The organism is Methylobacter svalbardensis, assembly GCF_037671525.1.
Lineage (GTDB): Bacteria > Pseudomonadota > Gammaproteobacteria > Methylococcales > Methylomonadaceae > Methylobacter_A > Methylobacter_A svalbardensis.
The window spans coordinates 1-17,332 of record NZ_JAWPOH010000065.1; the positions used below are offsets into that span (position 1 = coordinate 1).

General features: G+C 52.4%; 14 protein-coding genes and 3 pseudogenes. 14 read left to right on the forward strand and 3 right to left on the reverse strand.

The annotated features are described in order from the left end of the window. Positions 1-193: pseudogene (locus RW114_RS17055) on the reverse strand (IS701 family transposase); the annotation flags it as partial. 46 nt (positions 194-239) lie between these two features. After that, positions 240-743 carry an ATP-binding cassette domain-containing protein gene (locus tag RW114_RS17060; protein WP_340123968.1) on the reverse strand — a complete coding sequence of 168 codons (504 nt, stop codon included), beginning with the start codon at positions 741-743 and terminating at the stop codon, positions 240-242. A gap of 275 nt (positions 744-1,018) precedes the next feature. Between RW114_RS17060 and RW114_RS17065 the strand changes: the two genes are divergently transcribed. The 14 genes and pseudogenes from RW114_RS17065 to RW114_RS17130 all read left to right on the forward strand — a co-directional run bounded on the left by RW114_RS17065 (position 1,019) and on the right by RW114_RS17130 (position 17,038). After that, on the forward strand, positions 1,019-1,783 hold the full coding sequence (locus RW114_RS17065; protein WP_340123969.1) for an SPFH domain-containing protein: 765 nt from the start codon (positions 1,019-1,021) through the stop codon (positions 1,781-1,783). Between the two features lie 607 nt (positions 1,784-2,390). Beyond that, a complete protein-coding gene (locus RW114_RS17070) occupies positions 2,391-2,807 on the forward strand; it encodes an NADH-quinone oxidoreductase subunit A (RefSeq protein ID WP_340123970.1) in 417 nt (138 codons plus the stop codon). Positions 2,808-2,815: 8 nt separating this feature from the next. After that, on the forward strand, positions 2,816-3,454 hold the full coding sequence (locus RW114_RS17075) for a NuoB/complex I 20 kDa subunit family protein (RefSeq protein WP_340123971.1): 639 nt from the start codon (positions 2,816-2,818) through the stop codon (positions 3,452-3,454). A gap of 19 nt (positions 3,455-3,473) precedes the next feature. After that, positions 3,474-5,273 carry an NADH-quinone oxidoreductase subunit C/D gene (nuoC, locus tag RW114_RS17080; RefSeq protein ID WP_340123972.1) on the forward strand — a complete coding sequence of 600 codons (1,800 nt, stop codon included), beginning with the start codon at positions 3,474-3,476 and terminating at the stop codon, positions 5,271-5,273. Between the two features lies 1 nt (position 5,274). After that, positions 5,275-5,760 carry an NADH-quinone oxidoreductase subunit NuoE gene (nuoE, locus tag RW114_RS17085; protein WP_340123973.1) on the forward strand — a complete coding sequence of 162 codons (486 nt, stop codon included), beginning with the start codon at positions 5,275-5,277 and terminating at the stop codon, positions 5,758-5,760. A gap of 6 nt (positions 5,761-5,766) precedes the next feature. Continuing rightward, positions 5,767-7,041 carry an NADH-quinone oxidoreductase subunit NuoF gene (gene nuoF, locus RW114_RS17090; RefSeq protein WP_340123974.1) on the forward strand — a complete coding sequence of 425 codons (1,275 nt, stop codon included), beginning with the start codon at positions 5,767-5,769 and terminating at the stop codon, positions 7,039-7,041. Beyond that, positions 7,041-9,731, forward strand: coding sequence for an NADH-quinone oxidoreductase subunit NuoG (nuoG, locus tag RW114_RS17095; RefSeq protein ID WP_340123975.1), 2,691 nt, complete (start codon positions 7,041-7,043; stop codon positions 9,729-9,731). Before nuoF ends, nuoG begins: the two co-directional genes overlap by 1 nt. Continuing rightward, positions 9,728-10,678, forward strand: a pseudogene (gene nuoH, locus RW114_RS17100) (NADH-quinone oxidoreductase subunit NuoH); the annotation flags it as partial. The gene nuoG and the pseudogene nuoH, both read left to right, overlap by 4 nt. A 245-nt stretch (positions 10,679-10,923) precedes the next feature. Then, entirely contained in the window at positions 10,924-11,439 is a 516-nt protein-coding gene (gene nuoI, locus RW114_RS17105; RefSeq protein ID WP_340123976.1) for an NADH-quinone oxidoreductase subunit NuoI, read from the forward strand. Between the two features lie 10 nt (positions 11,440-11,449). Further along, on the forward strand, positions 11,450-11,962 hold the full coding sequence (gene nuoJ, locus RW114_RS17110; protein ID WP_479687038.1) for an NADH-quinone oxidoreductase subunit J: 513 nt from the start codon (positions 11,450-11,452) through the stop codon (positions 11,960-11,962). Further along, complete coding sequence (gene nuoK, locus RW114_RS17115) at positions 11,959-12,267, forward strand: NADH-quinone oxidoreductase subunit NuoK (protein WP_340123977.1); 309 nt, start codon at positions 11,959-11,961, stop codon at positions 12,265-12,267. Before nuoJ ends, nuoK begins: the two co-directional genes overlap by 4 nt. A gap of 9 nt (positions 12,268-12,276) precedes the next feature. Further along, the gene (nuoL, locus tag RW114_RS17120; protein ID WP_340123978.1) at positions 12,277-14,106 is read left to right on the forward strand and encodes an NADH-quinone oxidoreductase subunit L; all 1,830 of its coding nucleotides are present in this window, start codon (positions 12,277-12,279) and stop codon (positions 14,104-14,106) included. Beyond that, positions 14,103-15,587 carry an NADH-quinone oxidoreductase subunit M gene (gene nuoM / locus RW114_RS17125; RefSeq protein WP_340123979.1) on the forward strand — a complete coding sequence of 495 codons (1,485 nt, stop codon included), beginning with the start codon at positions 14,103-14,105 and terminating at the stop codon, positions 15,585-15,587. Before nuoL ends, nuoM begins: the two co-directional genes overlap by 4 nt. Further along, positions 15,587-17,038: an NADH-quinone oxidoreductase subunit N gene (locus RW114_RS17130; RefSeq protein WP_340123980.1), complete on the forward strand. Its 1,452-nt coding sequence runs from the start codon at positions 15,587-15,589 to the stop codon at positions 17,036-17,038. Before nuoM ends, RW114_RS17130 begins: the two co-directional genes overlap by 1 nt. A gap of 169 nt (positions 17,039-17,207) precedes the next feature. Here RW114_RS17130 and RW114_RS17135 read toward each other — a convergent pair. Next, positions 17,208-17,332: pseudogene (locus RW114_RS17135) on the reverse strand (IS1595 family transposase); the annotation flags it as partial.

The following is a 17,332-nucleotide window of genomic DNA, read 5'->3' on the forward strand; positions in this document are numbered from 1 at the left end:
GTTCTATCTGGCGTACCGTTGCTTTAACCTGCCTCCAAAGGTCTTTGGAGGTAAATGCTTTCGATGCCAGAAAACGCGTTATCTGATCATGGCTTATATCCCCTTCCATCATTGCCGACAATCCGGTCGCCGTCGCAAACCCGTTATTGCAGATCAGGTAGTCTGTGTATAATTCTAGTTTTATTTTTTCCATCCCGAAATAATACGCTTTTTGAGGGGTGGGTGCGTAACATCAGTTATTAACTGATGTTACGCGCGTACCTATAAAAAATCATAGTCCACGAAAAACACAAAAAGCACGAAAAATAAATGGGGCACATAAAGCATGTAGAAAGTGCATCCTGGTTACAATCGTTGCAATATCTCAATAAGTTGAGCTTCCGTGGGTCGATGATCGCGTGTGTTTTAAATTGAAAAGGCAATAGCAGTGCTTCTCGCACGCTTGCAGCACCCAGCATCGGTTCCTGTCCAATGTAGGCGGTACAGCTTCGAACGGTCTGAACAGATGCTGGAGTTAGCGGTATTTCCTGGAAGTAAACCGTGCCTAGTTTTAGATGATGGAGTCCCAGCAAGGTTCTCAGTACGCTGCTTTTACCGGAACCGGATTTGCCGTATAACACCGCTTTTTCTCCGGGGAAAAGAGTAAAGCTGATGTCGGATAGAATCGTTTTTTCGTGGGCAGTGACCGTTACTTGATCAAAGCGAATGATAGGGGGATTTGGAATGGTTTTAGTTTTTGTCATATATCTTGAGTACCCATTCATAAAACCATATCGGCCGAAACAACACGACCCAAATTAAAAATAGCGGGGTAATAGGAATAGGGCCAATTTCAAGAATCGAGATGACCGCTAGGACGAGGATACTGAGAATACGCATGGTTTTATTTCGAGTTCGATTGCCTTGGTCTGAAGATGGATCGCTTGACTGAGCTAATGGGAGCTACTATAGTCTAAAAAGTATAATTTGGAGTTTCCATCTTTTCCTCCGATTCCGATCAGTAACAAGGGAGCAAAGCATGTCTTTAGTCAATCTCGTTATTCTCGTCGCCATGATTCTGATTTTCATGTCACTCCGAATCGTAAAGGAATATGACCGTGGTGTCATTTTCTTTCTTGGAAAAGTCACTGGCGTGCGTGGCCCTGGACTCATCATCCTCATACCGATTTTTGAGCAGATGACGAAGGTCACCCTCCGCACTATCACCATGAACATCCCATCGCAGAAGATCATCACGAAGGACAACGTGTCTATCGACATCGCGGCCGTCGCATACTACAAGATCGTTGATCCTCAGAAGTCGGTCGTCGCGATCGAGGACATCACGAGTGCAGTTAATCAGATCAGTCAAACCACAGTGCGCAATGTTGTCGGTCAGTTCTCACTTGACCAGTTGCTCTCACGGACGAGCGACATTAACCTACAGATTAAGAATGTGATCGATGGACACACCGAACCCTGGGGAGCAGAAGTAACAGCCGTCGAGATCAAAGACATCACGCTTCCCGAAAATATGCAGCGGGCGATGGCGAAGGAGGCAGAGGCTGAGCGTGAGCGCCGTGCCAAAATTGTCGCAGCGGAAGGAGAGTTCCAGGCTGCGGTGAAGCTTGGCGAGGCGGCGGACATCATTGCGTTGCATCCGGTTGCGCTCCAGCTCCGTACGCTCCAGACCATGGCCGAGATTGCCACGGAGAAAAACTCCACGATCATCTTCCCAGCACAGTTTATGACGACCGTGCAGGAAGCGATTTCGACGATCAAGCAAGACACAAGCAACAAATAGTGACCGCAAATCTAGGGGGGATTCAGTGGCGGCAAGCTTTTAGCGACTGGTATCGGCGGGTGCTACGGGCGCTTGGTTGAATAATGGAAGTTACTAATTAACTGATGTGTATTAGTTCAGACTTAACCTGACATTTTTAAAATTCAGTTACAACAAAATCGTACACTGATCGCAATCAGCCTAGACTCAAACAAGTTAGTCAAAAAATGGATTTTGCAACAGGATAATATTGGAATTCGTCGGTCTGCGCATTCTTTCGCGCAGATCTGTAGCCATAGCTACCATTCAAAAAGTTAGTTGTCTATACGTAATCAACTCAACTTGACGCTTCATTAGAGCTACCGTCATCATGGCGTAGGCTGAAAATATAGTCAAAAAAGGCTCAACGACTGTCAATCAGCGTTGGTTTTTACCAGTAAACAGCGTCATGATTGACCCTGTAAAATTATTATCACATTGTTTTTTAATATCTATTTGTGGGAGAGATGGTAAAAACGGGCGCTGAAAGTGACAGCTTTTGTGCGCCGATTTACACCCGTTGCTCGAACCTGCCGGTTTTATTCGGTGTTTGTTTAGTTGGTTATTTATAAAATGAGACTTCTCTGATATGACAAGTTCCGAAGCTATTCTTGCCACCAATCTGCTCCCATTGATAATCTATTTCGGAGCCGTACTTGCTATCACCGGCGTTATGCTCGGCGGCGCGTATCTGCTGGGACAGAGGCACCACGCTAAAGCGGCTGACGAACCTTTTGAATCGGGTATTGTTCCGACGGGCGATGTTCATATCCGTTTTTCCGTGCAGTTTTATTTGCTGGCTATCTTTTTTGTTATTTTCGATATGGAAAGCGTATTCCTGTTTGCCTGGTCGGTGGCATTGCAAGAATCCGGCTGGTCCGGTTTTATCGAAGCGCTGCTTTTTATCAGCGTATTAATCGCTGCATTGATTTACCTCTGGTCTATAGGCGCTCTTGATTGGCGTACCCGTAGGCAGCGCATTGACTCATCCAACAGCAGATCATAGGGGGAACTATGCATTGGACGCTAACCAAAGCGGAGACAGATCCAGCTCCACAATCCGGGCAGCAGACTTATGAAGAGGCGCTACGCCGCAATTTCCTGTTCGCCAAGCTTGAGGATATGGTTGCCTGGGGACAGTCCAATTCCGTCTGGCCTTTTAACTTCGGCCTGTCTTGTTGCTATGTGGAGATGGCGACCGCATTCACCAGCCGTCATGACATTGCCCGTTTCGGTTCTGAAGTGATCCGGGGGTCGCCGCGTCAGGCGGATCTGATCATTATTTCGGGCACCGTTTTCCGAAAAATGGCACCGGTGGTCAAGCGGCTCTACGATCAACTGCTGGAACCGCGCTGGGTCATATCCATGGGTTCCTGCGCCAACTCCGGCGGTATGTACGATATTTACAGCGTCGTGCAAGGCGTGGACAAATTCTTGCCGGTAGATGTTTATGTGCCGGGCTGTCCGCCCCGGCCGGAGGCGCTGCTGCAAGGCTTGATGCTGTTGCAGGATGCGATAGGCAAAGAAAGACGTCCGTTAAGCTGGGTGGTCGGCGATCAAACGGTGATCAAAGCACCTAAACCCAGTTACCGTGATTTACTGACGGAAGAAAGGATGCATACCGGACAGTTGAGAGATCCGGACGAGATATAGTCGGCTCAGGATAAATGAGATGAATCAGGGGGAATATACATTGGACGGTAACGCTGACAAAATCGCTATTCCTGCTGATGCGCCGCGGATCGTGCGCGAACTGACGGAACTCACAGGCGCAAATGACTTTACCCTTCAGCCAACCTGCGACGGCATAACCACGCTTTGGGTTTCCCGACAAAACCTGCGTGCCATTCTCCGCTATTTAAAATTGCAGGTAATTTTTCCCTATGATCTGCTGTTTGATCTGACCGCCATCGACGAGCGTCAACGCATCCACCGGCAAGGGCTCCCGGACAGTGAATTTACCGTCGTCTATCATTTACTCTCGTTCGACCGCAACGAGGATATTCGCCTCAAAGTTGCGTTGATCGAAGCCGACTTTTCCCTTCCGACTATCAGCGATATTTGGCCCTCGGCCAATTGGTACGAGCGCGAGGTGTGGGATATGTTCGGCATCGTCTTTGAGGGCCACCCGCATCTCAAACGCATCATCATGCCGCCGACCTGGCAGGGACATCCGCTACGCAAGGATCATTATGCCCGTGCGACCGAAATGGAACCGTTTAGTCTTTCCGACGAGCAGCAGGACATCGAGCAAGACGCATTGCGCTTCGTGCCGGAGGATTGGGGCATGCGGCGGCACAGCGAAGACAGCGATTTCATGTTCCTGAATATGGGGCCCAATCATCCCAGCGTACATGGCGCGTTTCGTATCGCCTTGCAACTGGATGGAGAGGAAATTATCGATGCGCTGCCCGACATCGGTTATCACCATCGCGGCGCGGAAAAGATGGGCGAACGGCAGTCCTGGCACACCTATATCCCGTACACGGACCGGGTCGATTATTTGGGCGGTTCGATGAACAATCTGCCTTATGTGCTTGCTGTGGAGCAACTGGCCGGAATTGAAGTTCCGGAGCGTGCTCAGGTCATCCGCGTGATGATCTGCGAACTCTACCGTCTTGCCAGCCACCTGTTGTTTTACGGCACCTACGCCCAGGACGTGGGCCAAATGTCGCCGATCTTTTATATGTTTATCGACCGCGAAAAGGTGTTCGACATTATGGAATCGATCAGCGGCGCGCGCATGCATTCCAGTTACTTTCGGATCGGCGGCGTCGCTATGGATCTGCCCAGAGGTTGGGATAAACGCATACGTGAGTTTATCGACTATTTACCGGCCCGTCTGGATCAATACGACAAGCTGGTGCTGCAAAACAGTACGCTCAAGCGCCGGACTCAGGGTATCGGCGCGTATACCACGGCGGAGGCTATCGATTGGAGCGTGACCGGCGCGGGTCTTCGAGCCACCGGATTGGCATGGGATTACCGCAAAGCGCGGCCTTACTCGGGCTATGAAAATTACGAATTTGAAATACCCACCGGCAATCGCGGTGACTGCTACGATCGTTGCACCGTGCGGGTGGAAGAGATGCGCCAGAGCCTTCGCATCATCAAACAATGCCTGGACAATATGCCGGAAGGGCCTTACAAGGCCTATCATCCATTGACCACGCCGCCGCCCAAAGAGCGAACGCTGCATGATATAGAAACCCTGATCCAGCATTTTCTCGCTGTAAGCTGGGGGCCGGTGATTCCTGCAGGCGAGTCCTGTGTAACCATCGAGGCGACCAAAGGCCTGAATGCGTACTATCTGACCAGCGATGGCGGCGGTATGTCATACCGTACCCGTATCCGCACGCCGTCTTTCCCGCATCTGCAAATGATTCCGCTGATGAGCCGGGGAATGATGGTTGCCGACCTGATTGCGATATTGGCCAGCATCGATTTTGTGATGGCCGACGTGGACCGCTGAAATGAAAAAACAAACGGAAAAATTTGAAGGTTTAAGTCCCGTAGAAATCCGGGAGATTAACGCTGAGATAGGTGAATATGAAGATAAAACGGCCGTTTCTACCGAGGCACTGAAAATCGTTCAGAAACACCGTCGCTGGGTTTCCGACGAATGCCTCATTGCCGTGGCCGAGCTACTGGACATAGCGCCGGCGCACCTGGAAGGGGTGGCAAGTTTCGACAACCTGATTTACCGTCGGCCCGTAGGCAATACCGTCATTCATTATTGCAACAGCGTTACCTGCTGGATGTTGGGTAGCGATCAGGTACGCGAGCGTTTATGTCGGCATTTGAACGTCGAGTTGGGTGAAATGTCCGCGGACGGCGAATACACAATACTGCCGATTGTCTGCCTGGGTGCCTGTGATCATGCGCCGGTCGTTATGGTTGGCGATGAACTGAGGCTCGACATCACAGAAGATGCCGTTAACGAGATTCTCGGAAGGTAACGCGCTATGGAAAAAACGGATAAGCCGCTGACTAAAAACATCCGCCCGGACCGCGCCTTTACCACGCTGGCCGATTACGAGAGCACCGGCGGTTATCAAGGGCTGCACAAGGCAATTACAGAGTTGCAGCCGAAAGACGTGCAGCAATGGGTTAAGGATGCAGGGCTCAGGGGCAGGGGAGGCGCGGGATTTAGCACCGGACTCAAATGGAGTCTGGTTCCCATGGATGATATATCCCAAACGCGGTATTTGGTGGCCAACGCCGATGAAATGGAACCGGGAGCATTCAAGGATCGGCTGCTGCTGGAGCAAGACCCGCATCAGTTAATCGAGGGCATGATTATTGCGGCCTATGCCATTCAAGCCAAAATTGCCTACATATTCATGCGCGGGGAATATCACTTGGCCGCAAAGAGGGTAGAAAATGCTTTGCAGGAAGCTCGAACTGAAGGCTATCTGGGCGAACATATTTTAAATTCGGAATTCAACCTGCAAATTTATTTGCATACCAGTGCCGGACGTTATATCTGCGGCGAGGAAACTGCGTTGCTCAATGCGCTGGAGGGAAAGCGGGCCACGCCCCGCGCCAAACCGCCGTTCCCACTGGTCAGCGGACTTTGGGGTAAGCCGACCGTGGTCAATAACGTGGAAACCTTGTGTAACGTACCGCATATTTTGCATTATGGCGTCGGGTGGTATCAGGGTTTGGGACGAGGTTCAGACCAGGGAACCAAACTGTTCGGAGCAAGCGGACGCCTTAAATATCCTGGTCTTTGGGAATTGCCGATGGGCACCTCCATTCGGGAAATAATCGAGCAACATGCCGGCGGCATGCGGGACGGTTATAAGCTGCGCGGCTTTTTGCCCGGCGGCGCATCGACCGATTTCTTGCTGCCCGAACACCTGGATGTGGTCATGGATTACGATGCCGTAGCCAAAGCCGGGAGCCGCATGGGGACCGGAACCATCGTCGTGCTCGACGACAAGACCTGCCCGGTACACATGGTGCTGAACCTGGAACAATTTTTTGCCCAGGAATCTTGCGGCTGGTGTACGCCCTGCCGGGACGGTCTGCCCTGGACGGTAACCTTGCTGAAAGACATCATTGCAGGAAAAGGCCGCATGGAGGATCTTGATACGCTGGCCGGATTAACCCGCATGCTGGGGCCCGGAAATACGTTTTGCGCGTTGGCCCCCGGAGCCATGGAGCCGCTGCAAAGCGCGCTCAAATATTTCCGCGAGGATTTTGAACGCTACATAGTTGCAGTGGAGCATGTCTAATGGCCCGCATCGAAATCGACGGTTGCTTTTATGACGTTCAGGACGGTAACAACCTGCTGTCCGCCTGTTTATCGCTGGGTCTGGATCTGCCTTATTTTTGCTGGCATCCGGCTATGGGCTCGGCGGGCGCTTGTCGGCAATGCGCGGTCATCCAGTACAAGGATGCCGAAGACCAGCGCGGGCGGTTGGTCATGGCCTGCATGACCCCGGTAGCGGATGCCATGCGTATTTCCATCGCCGCCGAACAGGCGCGGCAATTTCGTAGCGACAATATCGAACTGCTGATGACCAACCATCCCCACGACTGTCCGGTGTGCGAAGAAGGCGGCGAATGTCATCTTCAGGACATGACGGTCATGATCGGCCACACCTTTCGCCGCTACCGGGGCCTGAAACGAACCCATAACAACCAGAATCTCGGCCCCTTTATCAATCACGAAATGAACCGCTGCATCGCCTGCTACCGCTGCGTGCGGTTCTATGACGACTATGCCGGGGGTAATGATCTTCAGGTCTTCGGCATGCATAACAACGTTTATTTCGGCCGTTTTGAGGACGGCGCGTTGGAAAGCGAATTCAGCGGTAATCTGGTCGAAGTCTGTCCCACCGGCGTTTTCACCGACAAAACCTTCAGCGCCCACTATGCGCGGAAGTGGGATTTGCAGACTGCGCCATCGGTTTGCGTCCATTGCGGTCTGGGCTGCAACATCGCTCCCGGCGAACGCTACGGAGAACTCAGGCGCGTTATCAACCGCTATAACGGTGAGGTCAATGGCTATTTTCTCTGCGACCGGGGGCGCTTCGGTTACGGTTTCGTCAACAGTCCTAAGCGCATCCGAAAACCGCGGCTCAAGGGGCAGCCGGACATCAGTGCCGATACGGCGGAAAGTCATTTTCGGCAGCTGCTGAAAGCTGACAAACCGGCGATCGGCATCGGTTCGCCACGCGCCTCCCTGGAAGCCAATTTTGCTTTGCGTACGCTGGTTGGAGAAGGAAATTTCTTCCTCGGTTTGGAGGATACCGAACATACCCTGCTTAACACGATTACCGAACTGATGCGTCACGGCGGCATCCATTCCCCGTCCCTGCGGGAAGTCGAACAAGCCGATGCGGTGTTGATTCTCGGCGAAGACCTGACCCACAGCGCTCCAAGGCTCGCACTTTCGTTGCGGCAGACGGCGCGCAATGCATCATTCGAGATGGCCCGTACCCTGCATATTTTACCCTGGCAGGATGCTGCGGTGAGGAATCTGGAAAGTCAGGCCCAAAGTCCGGTGTTTATTGCCGGCATTTGCGCCACTCGTCTGGATGATGTGGCCACAAACACTTATCGAGGTAGCCCGGAAGATATAGCCCGTCTGGGCTTTGCCGTTGCCCATTGTCTTGACGAGTCGGCTCCCGCGCCTGCCGCTTTGAGCGATGCCGAACAAGCGCTGGCATCAACCATTGCCGACAGCCTGAAACGGGCGAAACGTCCGCTGATCGTATCGGGAACAAATTGTGCAAGTCTCGCCGTCATTCAGGCGGCCTACAACGTCGCCAAGGCGCTGCCGTCAACAGACAAACAACTGACGTTCACCGTTCCTGAATGTAACAGCCTTGGTTTGGCAATAATGGGTGGAAGACGTTTGCAACAGGCTTTCGAACGAATCGGCAACGGCCTGGCCGATAGCGTGATTATTCTTGAGAACGATCTCTACCGTCGGGCTCCAGGTCGAGACGTGGACCTGTTTCTGAAAACTGCGGCGCATGTGATCGTCATCGACAGCCTGGAAAATAAAACCACGGCGCAAGCCGAGTTGCTGTTGCCTGCGGCGACTTTCGCCGAATCCGAAGGCACATGGGTCAATAATGAAGGACGGGCTCAGCGTTATTTCCCGGTTTATCCCGCAACAGAGCCGGTACGCGGCAGCTGGCAGTGGCTGACCAGTGTCATGGACGATTCTCAATGGCGGCATCACGATGCGCTTACGGCGGCTTGTGCAAGCGCATTTCCCGATCTTGCCGCTATCATCCAGTCCGCGCCGGGGGCGGATTACACCGTCAACGGCAGCAAGATTCCAAGGCAACCCCACCGTTACAGCGGGCGTACCGCCATGCATGCCGACATCAAGGTCAGCGAACCCGGTCAGCCGCATGATCTGGAAACGCCGTTCGCTTTTTCGATGGAAGGCGATATGGCACAAGTCCCACCGGCGTTATTGCCGGTCATTTGGACGCCGGGGTGGAACTCCAATCAGGCGATCAACAAATTCCAGCAACAAACAGGCGGGCATCTGCGTGACGGAGACCCTGGGATACGTTTGATTGAAGCCGCCGGCACTCTGCCTTGGTTCGGCGGCATTCCGCCAGCCTTCAAACCGGAACAAGGCCGATGGCGAATCATGCCGTTGCCGCACATTTTCGGCAGTGAGGAATTAAGCTTGCAATCTTTGCCACTGGCCGAGAGATTACCCGATTTCTGTGTCTTGCTGAATCCTTTGGATGCGGAAACATTGAGAGTCGATACCGGCGACCCAATAGAAATCATCAATCTTGCGGGAATCTCGATTCTGGAGATTCCGGTGCAGATCGAGCTTACCTTGCCTCGCGGCTTGCTGGGCATAACGGCAGGATTGCCTGCGTTCCAGTCCATGAAAACCTGGGCAGAGGTTACTTTGAGAAAAGCAGATCAGGAGGGCCGGTTATGAATGTAGGGCTGGGCGATGCAGCCGATATTATCGGCATTTTAGTATCGGTGATCGTTGTTGCGGCGATGCTGATCTGGGTGGAACGCCGCCTGCTAGCAGTCTGGCAGGATCGTCTGGGACCCAACCGGGTCGGGCCGTTCGGATTAATGCAGGTGGTGGCGGACATGATCAAAATGTTCTTCAAGGAAGACTGGATTCCCCCTTTCGCCGACAAGCCGGTATTCGTACTGGCTCCCACCATTGTGTTCATCACCATGCTGACCGGTTTTGCCGTGATCCCTTTTGCGCCGGGCATCGGCATCATCGATTTCAACTTCGGGCTGCTTTACTTCCTGGCGCTGTCCTCGCTGTCCGTCTACAGCGTCGTGCTGGCTGGCTATGCGTCCAATAACAAATACTCGCTGCTGGGAGGCCTTCGTGCAGCGGCGCAAACCGTCAGCTACGAGGTATTCATGGGCATTTCGATCATGGGCGTGGTGATGCTGTCCGGTACCTTCAATTTAAGGGAGATTGTCGAAGCCCAGCGCGACGGCTGGTTCATCATTCCCCAGTTTTTCGGCTTTATCATCTTCCTGATTGCGGTCATCGCCGAGAGCCGCCGGGCACCGCTTGATCTGCCGGAAGCCGAACAGGAGCTGGTGGGCGGCTTCCATACCGAGTATTCCGGCATGAAATTCGGCATGTTTTTCGTCGGCGAATATCTCGGCATTACGCTCGGCTCGGCGATGATGGTGACGCTTTTTTTCGGCGGCTGGCTGGGCCCCTGGCTGCCGCCACTGCTATGGTTTTGCCTGAAAACCGCGGTAGGCATCATGTTCTTTATTCTGTTGCGGGGGGCGTTGCCAAGGCCCCGCTATGACCAACTGATGGCTTTTGGCTGGAAAGTGCTGTTACCGGCGGCGTTGTTGAACTTGCTGATTACCGGGGCAGTGGTTTTGTCATTGCACAGTCAGGCTTACGACAATGAGCGAGGCTTAAGCGGCTACCAACTTAAGCTGGGACACAGTTTGAGGTTTGCTAGTTCCCAAGCTCCAGCTTGGGAATTCGGTTTTGGAAGCTCTAGCTTCCCGTCTCGCGAGGCTGCGACTTGCATGGATGCAGGAGGTAGAGCAACGCAGGAGCGGTTGCCGAGAGCTTCGCTCTCCGGGTTCCCAAGCTGGAGCTTGGGAACCCGCGCAAAAAGGGAAAAGCGATGTTAAGTCAACTACGATCACTATGGGAAGTTTTGAAGCATACGTTCGTCAAGCCGGATACGGTCGAATACCCGGAACAGAAACCGGCGCTGTTTCCCCGCTATCGCGGACGTATCGTGCTGACCCGTGACCCTGACGGCGAAGAGCGCTGCGTTGCCTGCAATCTGTGCGCCGTAGCGTGTCCGGTGGATTGTATCGCTCTCCAGAAAGCCGAGGACGAGAACGGGCGCTGGTATCCAGAATTCTTCCGCATCAATTTTTCCCGCTGCATTATGTGCGGATTTTGCGAGGAAGCCTGCCCGACCAATGCGATTCAACTGACGCCTGATTTTGAAATGTGCGAATACGACCGGCAGAGCATGGTTTACGAAAAGCAGCATCTATTGATCGATGGGACCGGAAAATATCACGATTACAACTTTTACCGGATAGCCGGGATGACGATTGGAGGCAAGGCCAAGGGCGAGGCTGAAAACGAATCACCGCCGGTCGATGTAAAAACCTTATTACCCTGATGGAGAGAACATGATGGCGTTGACTTTGTTTTATATCACTTCCGCCGTTGCCATTTTCGCTACGGTGATGATGATCACCCGGCTCAATGCGGTGCATGGACTGCTATACCTGATTTTATTCCTGCTGGCCGTTGGCGTACTGTTCTTTCTGTTGGGCGCGCATTTTGCCGCGGTCCTTGAAGTGATTATTTACGCCGGGGCCATTATGGTTCTGTTTGTTTTCGTGATCATGATGCTCAATCAAGGACAAAAAACCATTGAGCAGGAACGCGCCTGGCTACAACCGGGAATCTGGATCGGGCCGTCTGCGCTGGCATTGATTCTGTTCGTGGAAATGCTGGTCATCGTTGTGTTTGGAGGCAGCGCCGAAACCGGCTATGTAGTAAATGCCAAGCAGGTGGGGATAGCATTGTACGGACCCTATCTGCTGGCTGTGGAACTGGCCTCGATGTTATTGCTGGCCGGACTGGTCGGAGCTTATCACCTCGGAAAACCGATAATAAAGGTTGAGGGAAAGTCATGAACGGAATTCCGATGGAGCATGGCCTGTTGCTGGCTGTCGTGCTGTTTGTTCTGGGGTTAATCGGGGTATTGGTTCGGCGTAATCTGATCATGATTCTGATGTCCCTGGAAGTCATGCTCAACGCTACGGGGCTGGCCTTTATTGTGGCGGGGTCACGCTGGGGAGAGGCGGACGGGCAAATCATGTTCCTGCTGATATTAACTCTGGCTGCGGCTGAAGTGGGTGTCGGATTGGGATTGGTGCTGCAAATTTTCCGCCGTTTCCATACGCTGGATGCGGATTCGCTGAACGGGATGAAAGGGTAGGGGGTGCAAGTGATTGAACTGTTAGGCTGGATACCGTTGTTTCCGTTGCTGGGGTTTTTAATCCTGGTCTTGGCGGGTGAGCGACTTTCCAAGCCGCTGGTTGCCTGGGTGGGAGTAGGATGTATGGCTGTTTCGGCATTATTGGTCGCCCTGATCGGAGCCGAATTCCTGAATGGAACGATGCAACCTTACCGACTGGTATTGGGATACTGGATGGAAGTTGACGATCTGTCGATACCCTTCGGCTTCTATCTCGATGCGTTGTCGGTCACGATGCTGTTTGTTGTGACCGGCGTCGGCTTTTTAATCCATGTCTATTCTGCCGGATTTATGGCGTCCGACCTCGGCTATGCACGTTTTTTCGCCTATATGAATCTGTTTGTGTCCGCCATGCTGGTGCTGGTGCTGGCAGACAATCTGGTGCTGCTTTATCTGGGCTGGGAAGGTGTCGGGCTGGGCAGTTATCTGCTGGTCGGCTTTTGGTATGAAGACCCGAACAACGGCTATGCCGCACGCAAGGCGTTTGTGATGACCCGGATAGGGGATACGGCTTTATTAGTAGGTTTGTTTTTGCTGTTCACGCAACTGCACACCTTTGATATTCAGTTTCTAATGCTCCGGGCTACGAGTCAGTGGGATCCAGGCACCCTGTTGCCTGTTACCGCTGCAGCCCTGCTGCTGGGTGGAGCGGTGGGTAAATCCGCGCAATTGCCGCTGCAATCCTGGCTGCCCGATGCGATGGCAGGCCCTACGCCGGTTAGTGCCCTGATTCATGCCGCCACGATGGTCACTGCGGGCGTCTACCTGATTGCCAGGACTAATGCCTTGTTCATGATGGCGCCGTCAGTGCAATTCCTAGTTGCTGTGATTGGTGCAGTCACCTTATTGATGGCGGGTTGCTCCGCGCTCGTTCAGACCGACATCAAGCGTATTCTTGCTTATTCAACGATCAGCCAGATTGGTTACATGTTTATGGCCTTGGGCGTCGGGGCTTGGTCGTCGGCGATTTTTCACCTGCTGACCCATGCTTTTTTCAAGGCGCTGTTATTCCTCGCCGCAGGTGCGGTGATTTTCTGTTTTCATCACGAGCATAATATTTTCAAGATGGGCGGATTGCGTAAAGCCATGCCTCTGGCTTTCTGGAGTTTTATGATCGGCAGCGCCGCTTTGTCCGCACTGCCTTTTACCTCAGGTTTTTACAGCAAACACGAGATTCTGCTGGCGGCCTTTGAAGCCTCTCCCGGTTTATGGGCGGCTGGCTGTTTGGGCGCAATAATCACAGGCATCTACAGCTTCCGTCTTGTATTCGTGGTTTTTTTCGGCAGGGAATGTCCTGTCATTGAAACCAGGCTCGGTTGGCAAATGAGCATACCGCTGATCTTGCTTGGTGCGTTGGCGCTATTTGGCGGAATGCTGAAAATCCCGCTGGATTCCGTATTTCCTGCTTTATTCAATCAGGACCACACTTTTGACCTTGTTGCGGTCATCACCGTTGCGGCGCCTTTTATCGGCTTGTTGATAGCGGTACTGTTCTATCTTACCCGCACTTTTTCTGCTCAGCGTCTCGTCGGCTTCGGCTGGATAAACCAAATGCGGATATTCTGTTTTAATGGCTGGGGTATGGATGCGCTTTATGACACCTTAGTGGTGCGCCCCTTTAAGACCCTTACCCAGCTCAATAAAAACGATGTCGTGGATGGCGTATACACTGCGATAGCGTTTCTCAGCAGGAGAGGGCATCTTATGATAAGCGCGTCTCAAACTGGGCGTATCCGCTGGTACGCCTCATCTATGGTGCTCGGCACCGTGGTTGTTATCGCCATAGGATGGCTGTCATGATACTGCTTGCGCTTATTTGCGTTTTGCTGCTGGGCGGATTCGCTGCCTGGTTTTCAGAGCGTTGGAGCCCTATGGTTCCGCGCTGGGTGGCGATCATTAGTCTTACTGCTGAGGCTCAGTTGATAGTATTGCAATACTCGTCGGCTGAACATGCAGAGGGAATGTCATCAGTCTGGTTTGCCGACTTTTACGCTCCGTGGATACCGCGTTTCGGCATCGGTTTTCACTTGGCTATGGATGGTCTCAGTCTGCTTCTGATAGTGCTGGCAGTCTTACTCGGGTTTATGGCGGTCAGCAGTTCCTGGACCGAAATCAGGGATCGGCAGGGGTTCTTTTTCTTTAATCTGTTGTCGTGTCTGGCTGGTACCGTCGGTGTCTTTCTGGCGGTTGACCTGTTCTTGTTCTTTTTCTTCTGGGAATTGATGATTATCCCGATGTATTTTCTGATCAGTATCTGGGGACATGAAAACCGGACCTATGCGGCAATAAAGTTTTTCATTTTCACCCAAGTGAGCAGTCTGCTGATGCTGCTGGCGATCGTAGCTTTGGTGCTGATACACCATAACAATGGCGGTACCTATAGTTTCGATTATTTCGAATTGCTAAATACTGCACTTGACCCCGATGTCGCATTCTGGCTGATGCTGGGCTTTTTTATCGCGTTTACGGTCAAGCTGCCGACGGTGCCTTTTCATACCTGGTTACCGGACGCCCATACTCAGGCTCCAACCGGCGGCAGTGTGATCCTGGCCGGCGTCATGCTTAAGACCGGCGCTTACGGCTTGCTGCGCTTTGTCATACCGTTGTTTCCGGAAGCGGCGCATCAGTTTGCCCCGGTTGCGATGACGTTGGGAGTCGTGAGCGTACTTTATGCGGCGATGATGGCTTTCGCGCAGTCCGATCTGAAACGACTGATTGCCTATACCAGCGTCAGTCACATGGGCTTTATCCTGCTTGGAATATTTTCCTGGAACTTACTCGCCTTGCAAGGTTCGGTCATCACGATGCTGGCTCATGGCATCAGCGCCTCGGCGTTGTTTATGATCGCCGGCGCATTGCAAGAACGCCTGCATACACGGGAAATGGGCAATATGGGCGGGCTTTGGTTCGCGCTGCCCCGACTGTCGGCGTTGGCATTGTTCTTTGCGGTGGCCTCGCTGGGCCTTCCTGGATTGGGAAACTTCATTGGCGAATTTCTGGTGTTGCAGGGGGCTTTCAGCGTCAATATGTCGTTGACCGCCGTGACAACCCTGGTGCTTATTCTGGCCCCGGTTTATGCGTTGATTGTGATGCAAAAAACCTTCTACGGTCCGCTGTCTCAACATTCACCTTTGTCCGATGTCAGTCGCCGCGAATGGGCGTCGCTGGGGTTGCTGGTGCTTATGACTGCCTGGCTTGGCCTGAGTCCCCAGACGGTATTAAATGTCTCGGCTCCAGCGCTGAAGCAGGAAATGCAAAATTTTGTTGTGATGGAGCGCTGATGAACATTAACCAGCTTATCGCCCTTGCGCCTATCATCACTCTTGCTGGAACTGCAATAGCAGTAATGCTCGGCATTGCTGTCAGGCGGAATTTTATTTTGTCCTTCGGCATTGCCGCTTGCGGAATCATCATGTCGCTGATGGCGTTGGCCGTTATATGGCGGGGAAGTCCGGTTCAGGTCACTTTATTGATCCGGATGGATGCCTACGCATTGTTTTATATGGCGCTGTTGCTGTCGGCAGGTCTTGCGGTCTTGGGATTTTGTTACGACTACTTCAAAGAGTGTGAAGGAGAACATGAAGAGCTCCCTTTGCTGTTGCTGACTGCGCTGCTGGGCGGTTCAGTGCTGGTCTGTAGCAGTCATTTTGCGAGCTTTTTTATCGGCCTTGAAATACTCAGCATCTCGCTGTTCGTGTTGATCGGCTATCCGCTTAATCAGGCACGGCCTCTGGAAGCGGCGATCAAATATCTGGTTTTGTCCGGCGTGTCTTCGGCCTTTCTGTTGATGGGCATGGCGTTGATCTATGCGCAATGCGGTGAACTTTACTTCGGCGGCATCGGACGTTATATCGCGAGCCAGCAGGATATGAACGTCATGGTTTTAAGCGGAATTATTCTGATCGTGGCCGGGCTGGGTTTCAAGCTTTCCCTGATACCGTTCCATCTATGGACGCCGGATGTCTATGAAGGCGCGCCCGCGCCGATCACCGCCTTTATCGCGACCGTTTCAAAAGGCGCGGTTTTCGCCTTACTCCTGAGATATTTCGTCAGCACCGATAGTTACGCTTATACGCCATTACTAAACGTCTTCAGCGTTATTGCCGGTCTATCGATATTAGGCGGTAATTTGCTGGCGCTGCTGCAAAATAATGTTAAGCGTTTGCTGGCCTATTCGTCTATCGCTCACATGGGTTATCTGCTGGTCGCCTTCATTGCGGGCGGCAGCATTTCTTCAGTCTTGGTAGTGGAGTCCGTTACCTTTTATCTGCTGGCTTATTCCATTACCACGATCGGCGCTTTCGGAGTCGTTTCCGTGCTTTCAACGCCGCAAACGGAAGCGGATGACATGTCTTTTTATCGTGGGCTGTTTTGGCGGCGGCCATGGCTGGCGGCGGTTTTTACCCTGATGCTGCTTTCGCTGGCGGGTATTCCGCTGACGGCCGGTTTCATCGGTAAATTCTATATCTTTACCAGCGCTGCGGATGGCCGATTGTGGGGATTGTTGTCCGCCATTATTGTTGGGAGCGGCCTGGGACTTTATTACTACTTGAGAATCATCGTTGTCATGTCGATGAACGTCGAAGCAACGGCAATTATACCTGCCCAAGATTGGATTTCCACAGCAACACTCGCCGTCTTAACGATACTGCTGGTTTGGTTTGGTATTTATCCGAGCCTGTTGGTCAATGTCATCCAGTCAGTATCCTACGGGATGGAGTGGATGTTGTGATTTTCGATTGGCGCAGATAAGAAGCTGTTTAAAAACCTGACAAATTCCGCGTAAAATACGCTGTACCTTAGTAAATATGCGATTTCTCCCTTTAACTTTTTTCTCATGTCAAAGCCGTGTTGTCCGTCAGGACCTGTTGTTTTTACCGATTGTGCGTCAATAATGTAGGCTATGTCATCGTTAAATATTGAAAATTCCCCAGAGCAGCATTGAGTAGGGTTTCCGGCGTGAGTTGGCAGTGTTGTTCAAAAGCCCGTCGCCAGCCCAGGTAGTTTGGCAAGTATTTGGTAGCTA